At 42.4% G+C, this 16,421-nt stretch carries 13 protein-coding genes; 7 read left to right on the forward strand and 6 right to left on the reverse strand.

All coding sequences use genetic code 11. From position 1 onward, the window contains the following. Positions 1-374: 374 nt before the first annotated feature. On the reverse strand, positions 375-917 hold the full coding sequence (gene orn / locus PROVALCAL_RS05590; RefSeq protein ID WP_006658163.1) for an oligoribonuclease: 543 nt from the start codon (positions 915-917) through the stop codon (positions 375-377). 137 nt (positions 918-1,054) lie between these two features. Between orn and rsgA the strand changes: the two genes are divergently transcribed. The 4 genes from rsgA to PROVALCAL_RS05610 all read left to right on the forward strand — a co-directional run bounded on the left by rsgA (position 1,055) and on the right by PROVALCAL_RS05610 (position 6,925). Beyond that, a complete protein-coding gene (rsgA, locus tag PROVALCAL_RS05595; protein ID WP_006658164.1) occupies positions 1,055-2,107 on the forward strand; it encodes a small ribosomal subunit biogenesis GTPase RsgA in 1,053 nt (350 codons plus the stop codon). A gap of 145 nt (positions 2,108-2,252) precedes the next feature. Further along, positions 2,253-3,146, forward strand: coding sequence for an archaetidylserine decarboxylase (gene asd, locus PROVALCAL_RS05600; protein WP_006658165.1), 894 nt, complete (start codon positions 2,253-2,255; stop codon positions 3,144-3,146). Between the two features lie 48 nt (positions 3,147-3,194). Further along, on the forward strand, positions 3,195-6,536 hold the full coding sequence (mscM, locus tag PROVALCAL_RS05605) for a miniconductance mechanosensitive channel MscM (protein WP_006658166.1): 3,342 nt from the start codon (positions 3,195-3,197) through the stop codon (positions 6,534-6,536). A 59-nt stretch (positions 6,537-6,595) separates the two neighbouring features. Continuing rightward, a complete protein-coding gene (locus tag PROVALCAL_RS05610; protein WP_006658167.1) occupies positions 6,596-6,925 on the forward strand; it encodes a hypothetical protein in 330 nt (109 codons plus the stop codon). Between the two features lie 14 nt (positions 6,926-6,939). Here PROVALCAL_RS05610 and PROVALCAL_RS05615 read toward each other — a convergent pair whose 3' ends face one another. The 5 genes from PROVALCAL_RS05615 to pldA all read right to left on the reverse strand — a co-directional run bounded on the left by PROVALCAL_RS05615 (position 6,940) and on the right by pldA (position 12,648). Further along, on the reverse strand, positions 6,940-7,737 hold the full coding sequence (locus PROVALCAL_RS05615) for a tetratricopeptide repeat protein (RefSeq protein ID WP_006658168.1): 798 nt from the start codon (positions 7,735-7,737) through the stop codon (positions 6,940-6,942). 261 nt (positions 7,738-7,998) lie between these two features. Continuing rightward, positions 7,999-8,811, reverse strand: a complete 813-nt coding sequence (gene yigL, locus PROVALCAL_RS05620; RefSeq protein WP_006658169.1) for a sugar/pyridoxal phosphate phosphatase YigL — start codon at positions 8,809-8,811, stop codon at positions 7,999-8,001. A 19-nt stretch (positions 8,812-8,830) separates the two neighbouring features. Then, complete coding sequence (gene pldB, locus PROVALCAL_RS05625; RefSeq protein WP_006658170.1) at positions 8,831-9,826, reverse strand: lysophospholipase L2; 996 nt, start codon at positions 9,824-9,826, stop codon at positions 8,831-8,833. A 9-nt stretch (positions 9,827-9,835) separates the two neighbouring features. After that, positions 9,836-11,662: an ATP-dependent DNA helicase RecQ gene (gene recQ, locus PROVALCAL_RS05630; RefSeq protein WP_006658171.1), complete on the reverse strand. Its 1,827-nt coding sequence runs from the start codon at positions 11,660-11,662 to the stop codon at positions 9,836-9,838. Between the two features lie 92 nt (positions 11,663-11,754). Beyond that, entirely contained in the window at positions 11,755-12,648 is an 894-nt protein-coding gene (pldA, locus tag PROVALCAL_RS05635; RefSeq protein ID WP_006658172.1) for a phospholipase A, read from the reverse strand. Positions 12,649-12,800: 152 nt separating this feature from the next. On the opposite strand from pldA, the gene PROVALCAL_RS05640 reads away from it, so the two are divergent. The 3 genes from PROVALCAL_RS05640 to PROVALCAL_RS05650 all read left to right on the forward strand — a co-directional run bounded on the left by PROVALCAL_RS05640 (position 12,801) and on the right by PROVALCAL_RS05650 (position 16,374). Further along, positions 12,801-13,271, forward strand: a complete 471-nt coding sequence (locus PROVALCAL_RS05640) for a thioesterase family protein (RefSeq protein WP_036963225.1) — start codon at positions 12,801-12,803, stop codon at positions 13,269-13,271. Positions 13,272-13,420: 149 nt separating this feature from the next. After that, positions 13,421-14,314, forward strand: a complete 894-nt coding sequence (gene rarD / locus PROVALCAL_RS05645) for an EamA family transporter RarD (protein WP_039861667.1) — start codon at positions 13,421-13,423, stop codon at positions 14,312-14,314. Between the two features lie 686 nt (positions 14,315-15,000). Further along, entirely contained in the window at positions 15,001-16,374 is a 1,374-nt protein-coding gene (locus PROVALCAL_RS05650) for an APC family permease (RefSeq protein ID WP_036963223.1), read from the forward strand. The last annotated feature ends 47 nt before the right edge of the window (positions 16,375-16,421 follow it).

The raw sequence follows: 16,421 nt of genomic DNA on the forward strand, positions 1-16,421 counted from the left end.
AACCAATTCTTGGTGCTTTAATCGCGCCGACAAAACAGTAAAAACTTCATCGGTACGGGGAGCGCATTATACGAAAAATTAAGATACTAGCAAGGGTTTGAACTCAAATTTTTTATTTTTTTGTTCGTTTGATGATAAAACAATCACAGTGATGATTTTATCATCGCTGATTGTTAAATAAGAATTTCAACGTGTTAAGTTTGTTAACCTTTTACTTTCTTATAATGACGTCACCTAATCTTCCACTCTCAAACCATCAACGCTTTCAAACTCGCGAGTGTAATTTGCCATGATGATATCTCCCAAACAATGCCATATAACTTGAGCATATGGCATTCTTAAGATTGCTATAATACTGGGTACTCTAGAGCCCGTTATTTAATAAACGTTTCTCGGTAATAAACCAGCTCGGCAATCGACTCGCGGATATCATCCAGCGCTTGGTGGGTATTTTTCTTGGAGAATCCAGCAAGGATCTCAGGTTTCCAACGGCGGGCTAACTCTTTTAATGTACTCACATCCAAATAGCGGTAGTGAAAATAGCTTTCCAATTCTGGCATATAATTAAATAAGAAGCGGCGATCTTGACCTACGCTGTTTCCACAGATTGGTGATACGCCTTTTGGTACCCATTTTTCTAAAAATTCAATGGTCGCTAACTCAGCTTCACGTTCACTAATCACACTTTTACGGATTCGCTCGACTAAACCGCTATTGGTATGAGTATTTACATTCCACTCATCCATTAATGCCAGCTGCTCCTCGGTTTGATGAACCGCAATAACCGGACCTTCCGCTAAAATATTCAGGTTACTGTCAGTCACAATAGTGGCAATTTCAATAATACGATCACGAATAGGATCGAGTCCGGTCATTTCTAAATCGATCCAAATTAAATTATTCTCATTCTTTTGCATGATATGCCCTAACTGAATACGGTGGAGTTAAGGTATGATAACACCCTTCGTGCTATCAGTTATAGGTATGTCATTTTTGAACAACGTACCTATCGGTTATAATATAGACGCCAAATTATTTATGTGAGAGAGGTCAGGTGGCTAAGCAGAAACTTTCGAAAGGTCAACAGCGCCGCGTGCAAGAAAATCATCAAAAAAGACTCAAAAAGCAGAAAACGATTGAGATTGATGATAGCCAATTAGGTGAGGCTCAAGAGGGCTTAGTGATTAGCCGTTTTGGTCAGCATGCGGATATTGAAGCCGCAGATGGCACCATACAGCGCTGTAACCTGCGCCGAACCATCTCATCCTTAGTAACGGGTGATAATGTTGTCTGGCGCCCTGCTCTCAATACCCAAAGTGACATTAAAGTGAACGGAATTGTGGAAGCGGTTCATGAACGCCACTCTGTCTTAACTCGCCCTGATTATTATGATGGGCTCAAACCGATCGCTGCTAATATCGACCAAATCGTGGTAGTTTCTGCGATTTTACCTGAATTATCTCTGAATATTATCGATCGTTACTTAGTTGCCTGCGAGACAACAGGAATTCAACCCATTATTGTCTTAAACAAAGTTGACCTGCTAGATGATGAAAATCGTGAGTGGATTAGCGATTTAATGACAATTTATACGGATATTGGTTATCAAGTCCTCGAAGTGTCCAGCCACACAGGCGAAGGAATGGAAGCACTCACTAACATTTTAGCAGGGAAAGTTTCCGTCTTTGTCGGTCAATCTGGGGTAGGTAAATCCAGTTTATTAAATACATTACTCCCTGATAATGCACAGAGCATCTTAGTCAATAATGTTTCCGATATCTCTGGTTTAGGACAACACACCACGACAGCGTCTAGACTCTATCATTTCCCACATGGGGGCGATGTTATTGACTCACCTGGGGTACGCGAGTTTGGTCTATGGCATCTCACGAAGGAACAAGTCACTAAAGGGTTTGTCGAATTTAAAGATTACCTTGGCGGCTGCAAATTCCGTGACTGTAAACATTTAGATGATCCTGGATGTTTGCTGCGAGAGGCGATGGAAGATGGCAGGATTGCCGAATCACGCTTTGAAAACTATCACCGTATTTTAGAAAGTATGGAACAAGTGAAACTGCGCGGTAACTTTACCGCTAAAGAAAAATAATCCCCAAAATCAGTCTAAAATAAGTTAGTGGGCGCTTACATTCGATCGATCGTTTCACCCGCTTTCTGAAATAATTCGAAAGCGCATTAGTTTCGGTTACAATAGCGCCCTTTCACTAACTTACCTTTAAAATTCAGAGGTTAACGTGCTAGATAAAATCAAAATCCGCTTGCAGTTTATGCTGCCTAAACAAGGGCTTACCCAACTTGCAGGATGGTTTGCTAGTCGAAATGTGGGCATTGTCACCCAGTGGGCCATAAAACTGTTCGCTAAAGCGTATAAAGTGAATATGAATGAAGCTCAAAAAAGTGAGTTAACAGCGTATTCAACCTTTAACGACTTTTTCATTCGTACGCTAAAAGATGACGCACGCCCAATTGTGGCAGCCGAACATCAACTTGCACAGCCAGCAGATGGCGCAGTTAGTCAGTTAGGCTCTATTGATAATGATTTGATTTTACAAGCAAAAGGTCATAACTATACCGTTGAAGCCTTGCTGGCAGGTCAATATGAATTAGCGGATAAGTTCCGTAATGGTGATTTTATCACCACCTATTTATCCCCAAGTGACTATCACCGCGTCCATATGCCGTGTGATGGTTTATTAACCGAGATGATTTACGTTCCTGGCGACCTTTTTTCTGTTAACCCATTAACCGCAGCCAACGTACCTAATTTATTTGCACGTAATGAACGTTTAATCTGCGTATTTGATACCCCTTTTGGTGCCATGGTACAGATTTTAGTCGGGGCAACCATTGTCGGTAGTATTGATACCGTTTGGAGCGGTTGTGTTAATCCACAACGTGAAGGCGTAATCAAACGTTGGACTTACCCAGAGCAAGATGAAGAAGGGGCAATTTTCCTACGTAAAGGGGAAGAAATGGGTCTATTCAAGCTGGGTTCTACTGTCATCAACCTGTTTGAACCAAACAAAATTCGTTTTAATGCATCATTGATCCCTGGCTATGCAACCCGCATGGGTGAGCTGTTAGCAGAGTCTGTTGATGGACAACAACGCACTGAAACTGTTAGCTAATCATTTAAACTATAATTAAGTTATCTATCGCTGAAGGAGCTCCTCACTGTGCGTTTGATTATCAGTTTTTTACTTAGCCTGTTAATCGTTTTTTCATCTTATGCGGCGCCAGCCTCCGTACAAGATGAAGCACAGATTACGCAGGAGCTTAAACAGCTTGATCCAAGCAAAAACCCGAAGGACGCTGAGGTTGCTCAAGCGTTACAAGGGGCATTGAGCTGGATTAATGAAGCCCGTGAGTCAGATAGAAAAGCCAAGTCATACCAAGATGCGATTGATAATTTTCCTAAGATTATCAAAACAATCCGCCAGAATCTGCTCAATGAAGCGGATACACCGCCTGCCATTCCCACCAGCATTAGCTTAAGCGAATTAGAGCAACGCATCACCCAGCTCAGCAGCCAGTTGCTTGACCAAGGTCGATTAATGCAGCAAGAACAGGATAAAGGGCGCGAAATTAGCGAATCCCTAAATGTTTTGCCGCAACAATTATCTGAAGCGCGCCGCCAGTTAACCGATGCATCAACACGGCTTCAATCGCTCAATACTCCGGGAACACCATTAGCAGAAGCTCAATATACACTAGCTCAAGCCGAAGTAAGCGCTCGCAAATCTACTGTGAATGAGCTAGAAATGGCGCAATTGTCTGCCAATAACCGCCAAGAAATTTCCCGAATGGCGCTTGAACTTGAGAAAAAGCGTTATCAACGCCTAGAGCTTGAGTTACAACAGTTACGCGATTTCCAAAACACTCAGCGCCAACAGAAAGCCATTTTGGCGTTAGAACACACGGAAATGTTGGCGGAACAAGGTGAATTGACGCCGTTCTTAAAAGAGCAGCTTGATATCAACCGTAAGATGTCTCAAGAGTTGACCGAGCAAGCTCAACGTATGAGTGCCATCACCACCAATCAAACAGAGATTTCCACAAGCATTCGTAATGCACGACAAGCGCTGTCAACGATCCGTGAACAAGCTCAGTGGATCAGCAGCTCGAGCACCTTAGGGGAAGCACTGCGTACCCAGCTTTCTCGACTGCCTGAAATTCCGAAAAGCCAACAGCTTGACCGAGAAATGGCAGATTTACGTGTCCAGCGCTTAAATTACGAAGATATGCTTGAGCGCCTCGCTAAACTCGACGTTTCTGTACAAGAAAGTGCGAATGATTTAAACCCTGCTCAGTCGCAAGTGTACCAATCCTTAATGAAAACCCGTAAAGAGCTATTAACCTCACTTATTTCGGGTTTTGACGGTGAAATGTTGGAGCTAACCAAGCTCAATGTGGCGACAGGACAATTGACTGATGCATTAAAAGAAGTGAAAGATGCATCAAACCGCTATCTCTTCTGGGTTGCGGATGTTCCAGCAATTAGCATCAATTACCCTGTTATTGTGGTCACAGACATGACCCAATTACTATCACTGGATACCCTCTCCCAGTTGGCCGGGGCACTAGAGGTCATGGTCACCAGCCAAGATTCATTCTTGTATCTGCTGGGTTCTATTATCTTAGTGATTTTTAGTGTCAGTACACGTCGCCATTATCAAGCTTTCTTAGACCGCTCTAGCTTGCGTATTGGCAAAGTGACACAAGACCGCTTTTATCTAACGATTCGTACAATTTTTTGGTCCATTATCGTTGCACTTCCCCTGCCCATGATGTGGTCGGCTATTGGTTACGGGTTGCAAAGTGCTTGGCAATATCCGATGGCAGCCGCTATTGGCTACGGTGTTAGCGCAACCACCCCGCTGCTCTGGCTATTTATGATCAGTGAAACGTTTTCACGACCAACAGGACTATTTATTGCGCATTTTGGTTGGGATAAAGACGCGGTCAAACGGGCAATGCGCCATTATCGTTTAGCGATTTTTGTGATTGTCCCACTTGTGATGGCCATCATCACCTTTGAACACTATAGCGAAAGAGAGTTTTCTGCGACCTTAGGGCGCCTCTGTTTCCTCATTCTGTGTGTCGCATTAAGCTTAATCACCAATAACTTACGCCGTTCTAAAATTCCATTATATTTGGACCGACACGGCTCCGGTGAAAACTTAATCAATACCGCATTATGGTGGCTGATCTTTATTGCCCCTGTGATTGCTGCATTTTTCTCCGTATTAGGGTACTTCTCTACCTCTCAAGCGTTATTAGCTCGCTTAGAAACATCTGTGGCGATTTGGTTTGTGATTTTGATTGTCTATCACACTATCCAACGCTGGATGTCGATGCAACGCCGTAAATTGGCATTTGAACGGGCTAAGCAGCGCCGTGCGGAAATGTTAGCTCAACGAGCCAAAGGGGAAGAAGACGCACAATTTCCGAATGCCAGCGGCGAAGGGAATATTGATATCGAAGAGCAGGTTATCGATCTGGATGCCATCAGCTCCCAGTCTGTGGGATTGGTCCGCTCCATTCTCACGATGATAGCGCTGGTGTCATTAATTTGGTTGTGGTCTGAATTGCATACTGCATTTTCATTCCTTGAAAATATTCGTTTATGGGATGTCACCTCATCTATCAATGGTGTAGAAACTGTTCAAGCCATTACCATGGGGTCGATTTTTATCGCCATCTTGGTCATTATCGTCACTGCACAATTAGTGAGAAACCTGCCCGCACTCTTGGAACTGGCTGTACTTCAACATCTTGATTTAACACCCGGTACCGGGTATGCCATCAGTACCTTAACCAAATACAGTATTACCATTATAGGGACCATTGTCGGTTTCTCCATGTTAGGGATCGACTGGTCGAAGCTACAATGGTTGATTGCCGCAATGGGGGTTGGGTTAGGATTTGGTTTACAAGAGATTTTTGCCAATATTATTTCTGGTTTAATGATCTTATTTGAAAAGCCAATCCGTATCGGGGATACCGTCACTATCCGTAACCTAACGGGCAGTATCACCAAGATTAATACCCGTGCGACCACCTTAACGGACTGGGATAGAAAAGAAATTATTGTGCCAAACAAGGCATTTATTACCGAACAGTTTATTAACTGGTCTCTGACTGACACCATTACCCGTATCGTGATGACTATCCCTGCTCCGGTGGATGCCGATAGCGAAAAAGTCACTGAAATTATCCTTCGTGCAGCGAAACGCTCGACAATGATCCTTGAAAATCCTAACCCTGAAGTCTATTTAGTGGACTTACAGCAAGGGATTCAAATTTTCGAGCTACGGGTGTATGCCGGTGAAATGGGGCATCGTTTACCTGCACGCCACGAAATTCATCAACATATTTTGGAAGCTTTTGCGGAACAAGGAATTACCTTACCATTCCCACCTTTCCAAGCGCGTGTCGATGTGCGTAATAACACACTGCAAAGTGCCACAAATAACCTTTCAGGTCGCAATCCATCACGTGGTACTGGGGAGCTCTAAGTTTTAAGTTTATAGAGGGAGCTTGCTCCCTCATTCTTACTCGCAAAAAAGGCAATATAATGATCCATACAGTGGAAGCCCAAGACGAATCCATCAAATTGAGAATCACGCAATATGAGCGAGTGGGCTCCATACTGTTTTTTCTGATCCCATTGGTGATTTTACTGATTGTTGGCAAAAGCTTTGCCTTTAATACACTCTATCTATGGCAAGGCTTGAGTCTGCTATATTTGGTGGCTTATCGTTTACAAATTCGTCGATTGTCGACCCAAAAGCTACAAATCATGGTGCGTCGAAGCTGGGGATATAATCGGTTTTATCGCTTCTGCTGGGGATATTTGATTCTGTCGATTATTGGATTGACGGGATACCTACTGATATCCCGTTAAATTGAGGTAGATATTTAGCTTTCTTGGTTGTTACCGTAGGTTTTAATGTAATTGTCAGCAAGCTTCTGTGCTTGTTTTAGCTCTTCTGCACTCAGCTGTTCTGCAATTTTTTTCTGTAAGCGCTGACTCTCTTTGTTTCCACTATACACCGCGGTAGACAACCAAGCATAAGCTTGCTGAAGGTTCTTTTTCACCCCTTTACCCTCGGAGTACATAACCCCTAAACGGTCTTGGGAGTTAGCATCACGCTGTTTCGCTGCTTTTCTGAACCAGAATACCGCTTTTTCATTATCTAATGCGACACCACTACCTATCGAATACATTTGCCCAATTTTAAATTGCGCAATGACATTGCCGCTTTGTGCCGCTTTTCTAAACCAATAGGCGGCTTTTTCGAGATCTTGCTTGACCCCTAAGCCCTGTGCATACATGGTTGCCATATTTGTTTCTGCCCGAGTATCACCATTTTTGGCAGCTTCTTCATACCACAACATCGCTTTATCATAGTCACGGCGCACACCAAAGCCATTAACATACATCGTTCCCAGTCGGAACTGCGCGTCTGAGTTACCTTGATCCCCTGCTTTGATAAACCACTCAGCGGCCACTTTCGAGTCTTGAGAAACCCCCTGACCTTTGAAATAACGCTCACCTAATAGGAATTGAGACGCGGGATCGCCTTTTTCAGCTAACTGCGTGATTTGCTCTATCGTCGTCTGTTCACTTGCTGTTGTAGGTTTCGCCGGTGTAGCAAGTAATAATGAACTATAACAAACAGATCCTAACAACAGCGCTAACGCAATTTTTTTCATCCTAAACAACCCTCAACAGTGCAGTATGGCAATTGGCAACACAGTAATACCCGTTATTATCGGCTGATCTTTCAGATTATACAGCCCAAACTTGCTTTTCATCTGAGTAGTTTAAATTTACTCGCCAACAGACAAAATAGGATAAACACCTTAATTTAGATAAATAGCACTTTTCGTTGCCATTTCATCTCAAAGGCAAATAAAAAGCCAGATAGCTTTTTATTCTATCTGGCTTTCTACTAATGCACATACAAAAACTAATTATTTGTTGTCTAAATATTTACTTCTCAAATAACGCGCTACCGCATCATCTTGGTTAGAACCGATCACTTCCATATGAGGCAATGCATCTTTTAGCAATTGATGAGCATTCTGCATGATGCAGCCTTTACCCGCTAGCGTCAGCATCTCTTTATCATTCATGCCGTCACCAAACGCAATGCTATCATGGGTTCCATAGCCATGTAATGCCGTCACTTGCTTTAACGCTTCCCCTTTAGACACAGAGCCTGCCATCACTTCAAGGCAACTACGTAAGGAGAAAGTCACATGCACTTTATCTTTCCAGCGGCGCTGAATTCGCTGCTGAAGATCCACCAGTAAATCATGATCTTCACTGGTGTAGTACACCTTACAGACTTCAGAAGTTGGAAAATCATGACGATCAAACAACTGATAATTAAAGACGGATTCCTTAAAAAACTCTTTTTGCTCTGGGCTTTCACGGTTAATAAACCAATCATCACCATGATAGTAGTTAGTGATGATTTCTGGATGATCAAACTCCATTAAGCAGAGTTCCTCAGAGATATGAGGGTCAACATTATGCTCAAAAATCAGATCACCATTTGTATTGTGAATACGAGCACCGTTCGAAGTGATCATATAGGCATCAATCCCCAGACCATCACGGATCTGTGCAACATCGATGTGATGGCGCCCCGTTGCGAATACAAACCGCACACCTTCTGTTGCCACAAGCTGCTTGAGCGTATCTTTGGTGTATAACGTTAAATCATGATTGGGAGATAAAAGTGTTCCGTCCAAATCGGAAGCAACAACCGGATATTTCATACAGGATCCCTAACTATGGCTAATACTGCTCAAAAAAATCACAAATTGCATTGAGTGCCATGGCTCTCAATGCATCTATTTCAAATAGGATTTCGTGGTGAGCCCCTTCGATAATGAGGGGTAATTTTTCTTCTCGTCCTATTTGCGCTTTTTGCCGACTTTGACAAAAAGCTTGTAGCTCTCGATTGCTGACCACCTTCTCTTCGCTCGCTTCAAGTAGCATCAGAGGGGTCTCAATCTCTCCCGCTTTCGCAACCAGCTCTTTGCCAATCGCAAAACTTTCTCGTAACCAGTGGTAAGTTGGACCACCGAGACGTAATTCAGGATAATCCGCATAGTAACGTAAGTAACGTCGATAACGTTCTTGGCTATGGGTTAATACATTGATTAAATAAGGTAATGGCTGCCACTTCCCCGTTGATACAGCGTAGTCATTTCGCACACTTCGGCGCGGTTCTGCCCGCTCAACAATAAAGCTTGCTAACCAATGGGGCATCGGTAAATTGACCCCAATCATGGGAGCACATAATGCAGCAGCATCAAATGTCACGTTGTCTCGAAGTAAATAACCCGCGAGAATAGCTCCGCCCATTGAGTGCGCCAGTGCATAGCATTTAAGATAGTGGCGATCTCTGACCTCTAAATCAATGAATTTAGCGAAGTCATCAATGTAATCTGTAAATTTTTCAACGTGTCCTTTTTGCGGATCGGCTAACATACGCCCGGATCGCCCTTGTCCACGATGATCAATAATAAAAACATCAAAACCTAAATGATAAAAATCATAGGCAACTTCAGGGTATTTAACGTAACTTTCACTGCGACCTGGTGAGATAACCACCGCTTTGTGATGCTTTGCATGAATAAAACGCACATAGTGAATAGGAAGCTCATCAACACCGAGAAATTTCCCCTCTTCACGTAACTGCCAAAAATCTAAAAGCGGACCGTTGGTAAAGGCCGAAAACTCAGTTTCTCGATTTAACCAACTGGCTTTTAGACTATCTGGCGACATGGCGTTTCCTCATTCATAACCTTCTAGATGGTCTTGGATCAAGGTCATAAATGCCTCTCCAAAACGTTCTAACTTACGCTCGCCCACCCCATTGATCAGCAAGAGTTCAACCGGTTTAGTTGGGCAATGCTCTGCCATTTCAATTAACGTTGCATCATTGAAGACCACAAAAGGTGGGATATTCTCTTCATCTGCGATGGATTTACGTAATTTACGCAATTTGGCAAACAGCTTCTTATCATAATTGCCATGGTAAATTTTGTTTTGTTGATTCCGGCTTTTGGTGACTAAAACTCGAGGAACCGCCAACTGTAATGGCATTTCGCCTCGGAGTATCGGTCTGGCCGCTTCGGTTAACTGTAATGCTGAAAAATGGGTAATATTCTGGGTGATCATCCCTAAATGAATCAATTGGCGCAATACACTCACCCAATGTTCATTCGTGTGTTCTTTACCAATGCCATAGACTGGTAGCTTATCGTGCCCTAAATCACGGATCCGCTGATTATTCGCTCCCCGTAGCACTTCAACAATATAGCCAATACCAAAACGCTGTCCAACACGATAAATGCACGATAAAGCTTTTTGTGCATCCACTAATCCATCATAGCGTTTTGGTGGATCGAGACAAATATCGCAGTTACCACATGGCTTTTGGCGGTTTTCACCAAAATAATTCAGTAACACCAAACGGCGACACGTTTGTGCTTCTGCAAACGCGGCGATCGCGTTCAATTTATGACGTTCAATATCCTGCTGCATTCCTGCCGGCTTTTCTTCTAAGCACCGACGCAACCATGCCATATCCGCAGGATCATAAAATAGAATAGCTTCCGCCTCGACGCCATCACGCCCTGCTCGTCCTGTCTCTTGGTAATACGCTTCAATATTACGAGGGATGTCAAAATGCGCCACAAAACGCACATTGGATTTGTTAATTCCCATCCCAAATGCGACGGTCGCCACGACAATTTGCAGGTTGTCTTTCTGAAAAGCATCTTGTACCCACTCACGCTGAGCATTTTCTAAACCCGCATGGTAGGCCGCAACACTTAAACCTCGCTTTTGTAATCTTTCTGCGGTTTCTTCCACTTTGCTACGGCTATTACAGTAAACAATACCGGACTTGCCTTTTTGAGCCTTAATGAAAAACCAGAGTTGATCTAACGGCTTATATTTTTCGACTAAAGTATAGCGAATGTTTGGTCGGTCGAAGCTGCTAACATGGATTAATGGGTCGTTCAGTTCCAATAAACGAACAATATCAGCGCGAGTAGTTTCATCGGCTGTTGCCGTCAGAGCCATCACTGGTACATTAGGTAACGCGCGGCGTAATTGACCTAATGAACGGTATTCTGGGCGAAAATCATGGCCCCATTGGGAAATACAGTGTGCTTCATCTACCGCCAGTAAGGCGATATCCCAACTCTCCAACTGTTGAATAAAATAGTCAGTCAGTAAGCGTTCTGGTGCCACATACAAGAGTTTAATTTTCCCTTGGGTGCACTGTTCCATGATTTGGCGTTGTTCGAGAGAAGTTTGCGAAGAGTTCAAACAGGCGGCTTCAACACCGTGTAATTTCAGTTGGTCGACTTGATCCTTCATCAAGGATATCAAGGGAGAAACCACCAATGTTATCCCTTGTTTCACCAAGGCTGGAACTTGATAACAGAGCGATTTTCCGCCCCCCGTAGGCATCAATACTAAGCAATCGCGACCATCGAGGATCCCACCAATGACAGCATCTTGCCCTGGACGAAAGGATTGATAACCAAACGTGCTGTTTAGCACATTTTCAGCGAGTGAAAGTTGATTGATAACGCAAGCGGTAGACACGAATTTCCTCTAGAGGTTGAAACAAATAGCTGCCCGAAAAGAGCAGCTATTGGCAAGATATTACCTTGAATTGACCGGAATGTCTGCCCAGATCACATGATATCGTTCAGCATAACACCGATACCAAAACGCGTTTGACGGTAGTTATAGTCTATCATCGACTCACCATAACCACTAAACAGTTGGGTATAAAGGCGCACATGTTTCGTCATCGGGTAGCTCCATCCCAACTCTGCATTGCCATAACCAGAGTTCCAGTTATAGTGTCCTGCTACCGAAATTACACTTTCGCCAAGGTCATAGCCCACTTTGACGCGATAATAACCAAGGTATTTATTGATATCTGGGTTGTCATCACTGCTTTCGCTTTCAGGAATGCGGTACCACGGTTTTAACTCAACTTGCCAATCCCCTTTTTGTGCCATCGCTCGGGCATAAACTCGATTCCAGCTACGAGATGTAGGATCTGAACGACCGTTCGACTCGTGGTTAAAACCTGTTTCAAACTCACGTAACGTCCAGCCAGCAAATTGGTTATCTAGCGCCCAGCCCACAAAAATTTGGGGTTGATAGTTGGTTTCACGAAATGGTGAAGATTCTTTCTTGTTACTTAGTTGCCACCAAGAACGCTGAGTATAAGAGGCGGCGAGCACTGAGTTTTCCCCTGCGATGCCACGCCAAATTGGAAATGCCAAACTCAATTGGAATTTCACTTCATCGTTAAGCGCATCATTCCCCCAATCATAGCTCGCGATGGCTTTTTTATTCATCGACGAAGTATAGGTATAAATGATGTAGTTAGGTTCGTAAGGATATAAAACAAAGGGGTTATCATAATGTTGCAGTAACCCAGAAATAATACTTCCGCGAACGGGGGTATGATTTGCTGCATCCTGCTGTGCCGGTTCTTCGGTATTATCAGATGCAAAGAGTGAAACAGACCAGAAACAGAGCACAGAACTCAACAACATTTGTAAAGCGCGCATTTGCCATTCCTATTTCAACAGCAGTGAAAAAAAATTTGTCTCATTTTACACCGAAACATGATTAACCGTTGAAAGATTATTCATTTGTTTTCTAGATATTAGCACATACATAATGTTAACTTATGATTAACATCATAGACAAGGATCCTAAAATGAATGACCGCATCTATACCTTCGAAGAAGCCAGTAAATTTATGAGTGATGCTTTTATCTACAAAATGCCATTTAATCAACTGCTTGGGATTGAGCTTTTGCAAATGACGGATGACTTAGTTCAATTGTCCGTAAAAAATCGCCCTGAACTTATTGGAAATTTTACCCAAAATATTCTGCATGGCGGTGTTATTGCATCCCTGTTAGATGTGGCAGGAGGCATGGTCTGTATCAATCGGATCCTACAACGCATTGACACTCTCACATATCAAGATATTGCAGATAAGATGTCAAAGATGGGCACTATCGACTTACGCGTTGACTACTTACGTCCTGGTCGTGGTGATGTATTTATTGCGAGCGCCAGCTTACTCCGTGATGGCAATAAAATAGCAGTAACTCGCAGTGAATTGCACAATGAAAAAAACCAACATATTGCGACGGCAACGGCGACTTATTTAATCGGATGAAACACCCCAATAAATAATTAATAACCTCATTAACTAATAGCTTGTAAAAAAACCTGAGCAATGTCACATTAATGGCATCACACATCGAACCATCCGCTTTCTTGGTTTCGATCTCTCAGTTTGACTTTATATCAATTTCAGAGCTATTCATGAGCCAACAAAATACTACCAAAGGCGTGTTATGTGCCTTAGGCGCTTATTTTATTTGGGGTGTTGCTCCCATTTATTTTAAATCTATTAAAGAAGTTCCAGCCGAAGAAATTTTGACTCACCGGATTATTTGGTCATTTTTCTTTATGCTGCTACTGCTCACTATTTCACGCCATTGGAGTTATTTCCGCCAAGTATTAAAACAACCTAAAAAAATCTTAGTCTTAGGTGTCACTGCGGTAACAATTGCGTCTAACTGGTTGATTTACATCTGGGCAGTAAATAATGGTCATATGCTACAAGCCAGCTTAGGATACTTTATCAACCCTCTGGTTAACGTACTGTTTGGTATGCTATTTTTGCATGAACGTTTTCGTAGAATGCAATGGGTCGCGGTTGGACTAGCATTGACGGGCGTGTTAATTCAGCTATGGCAGTTTGGCTCTGTGCCTATCATTGGGTTAAGTCTTGCGGTGACATTTGCAACCTACGGATTATTACGCAAAAAATTGGGGGTTGATGCCCAAACAGGCATAACATTTGAAACCTTATGGTTACTACCTGTTGGTATCATTTTCTTATTGTTCTTTGCAGATAGTCCTACAAGTGACATGACGATGAACAGTTGGCATTTAAATATCCTCTTAATTGCCGCAGGGATTATCACCACTGTTCCATTGTTGCTATTTACTGAAGCTGCCAATCATTTAAGGCTATCAACATTGGGCTTTTTCCAGTATTTAGGTCCAAGCATTATGTTCTTACTGGCCGTCTTTATGTATGGTGAAGTGATGACCCAAGAACTGCTCATCACATTTGGCTTTATCTGGGTTGCATTAATTTTATTTACTTTAGATGCGTTATATACACAGCAGAAGCTTAGAAGAAAATAACATTTAATTTTTCCTATTATGGGCATTCGTGCCCATAATATCGGACTTAAATTAGTGCTAACACGCTAATTATATTATTTTGTTTATATAGGTTTCATTTAATGGAACTAGAAAGATTAAATTATTTTATATAAATAAGTGATTTTTATTAAAATTCAATTTAACTTTTTATCATTTTTATCCCGTTTTCAACCTCTTTAAAGCAAACCCGTTTTATTCTTTTATTTCAATAAATTACAAATATTTTAATCACTTGATTTTAGATAAAAAATGATTCATATTTAACTTACATTAAATTCTACGTTATTTATTTACCTTTCAAACATCAACTCGTTGAAATAAAACAGTATATTTATTTATTGAAATAAATGATTGCTTAATAGGAGCTTGATAATTATATTGTACGCCGCTTGTATTCACCCCAGCGGATGGTAATGGTCCGATTCATTACTGACGTTTCATTAAAGTGCGCACGATGACAGTGATTTTATATTCTGTCCTGGTGCGAGGTTTTCTGAAATTGAATACAAAGCGTCTACCACATACCTAATTCAATAATTAACGTATGTAAAAAACAAGACATGTAGTGCTATAGCTGAAGTTATATGGCTGCATTTTTAGGTTCACTCGGCCTGTGTATTCAGACAGAGTTAACGTTGTTAAGGGCTTTTGGGAAGGGCTTCAAAATGCAACAGAATACCGTTCAAATGAAACGTGTACTGACCACCCCTGCGTTAGTGTTTTTCGGGCTTGCCTATATGGTACCGCTCGGGATTTTTACCACCTATGGACAAGTTACTGTATTAAGTGAAGGCCACCTGCCTATCGCTTATTTAATTACACTTGCTGCTGTCTTCTTTACAGCCATGAGCTATTGCCGCATGACCAGCGCACTCCCACTTTCTGGGTCTGCCTATTCATATGTGCAAAAAACCTTTGGCGGCACTCTTGGATTTCTTGTTGGTTGGGCACAACTACTGGATTATCTATTTCTTCCGATTATTAACTACATTGCCATTGGGATCTTTGTCCACGAAGCACTCCCCAATATCCCAATGCCAGTGATAATCTGCTCAACCATTGCGATTGTTAGCATCATGAACATTCTGGGTATCAAACTGGTATCTTGGATGAATATGCTGATTATTCTGATGCAATTTGTGTTTATCGCCATCTTCTTATACATCTGCTTCCAAAATGCCTATGTTTTAGATGTCGAAGCACTAATGGCGCCATTAACGGTGATGTCATCACAAGTATCAGGGCTCTTCGCCGGTGCTGCGGTACTGTGCTTAGCCTTCTTAGGCTTTGATGCTATTTCGACGATGGCAGAAGAGACTAAAGATGCTCGTCGTGCTTTACCAAAAGCCATTTTATATACCGTATTTATCGCGGGAGCGATGTTCATTGCTATCTCTTACGGCGCACACTTAATGTACCCGGTATGGCAAGACTTTATCCCGAACACCGATGTTGCCAGTATTGCAGTGATGCAACAAGTGGGCGATAAAATGAAGTGGATCGGCGCATCCTTAATGGCATCAAGCTTTATTACCGCTTATGTTATTGGTGTATTTGCTTCCGCAATGACATCTCAAGCCAGTATTGTGCGTATTTTCTATGCTATGGGTCGTGAAGGTGTGCTACCGCGTTCTATCTTTGCCTATTTACATCCACGCCTGAATACACCGGTATATTCCATTATTTTTGTGGCGGTAGCTTCGCTGCTGTCTCTTGTGCTATCTCTTAGCATGGTTGCCTCCATGATAAGCTTCGGTGCACTGATCGCCTTTACCTTCGTGAATTTATCGGTCATTAAACATTTCTATATTGACCGTAAAGCTTCCTTGGATAATACCAAACTGCTCACGTGTTTGATTATGCCATCGATTGGGGTTGTTTTAACCTTGTGGTTATGGACAAGCCTAGATGCAGAAGCCTTTACAGTGGGTTTATGTTGGTTAGCCGCAGGTGCAGGTTATCTCACTTTATTAACCCATGGTTTTACTCGTCGTCCGCCTGCTATATCCGATGCCGAGACTGAGATGATTATCAATTAATTTTCCCAGTACCTTTCGTTGATTATGGGGAAGCTTATCTTCCCCAT

It is taken from the genome of Providencia alcalifaciens DSM 30120, from assembly GCF_000173415.1.
Classification (GTDB): Bacteria; Pseudomonadota; Gammaproteobacteria; order Enterobacterales; family Enterobacteriaceae; genus Providencia; species Providencia alcalifaciens.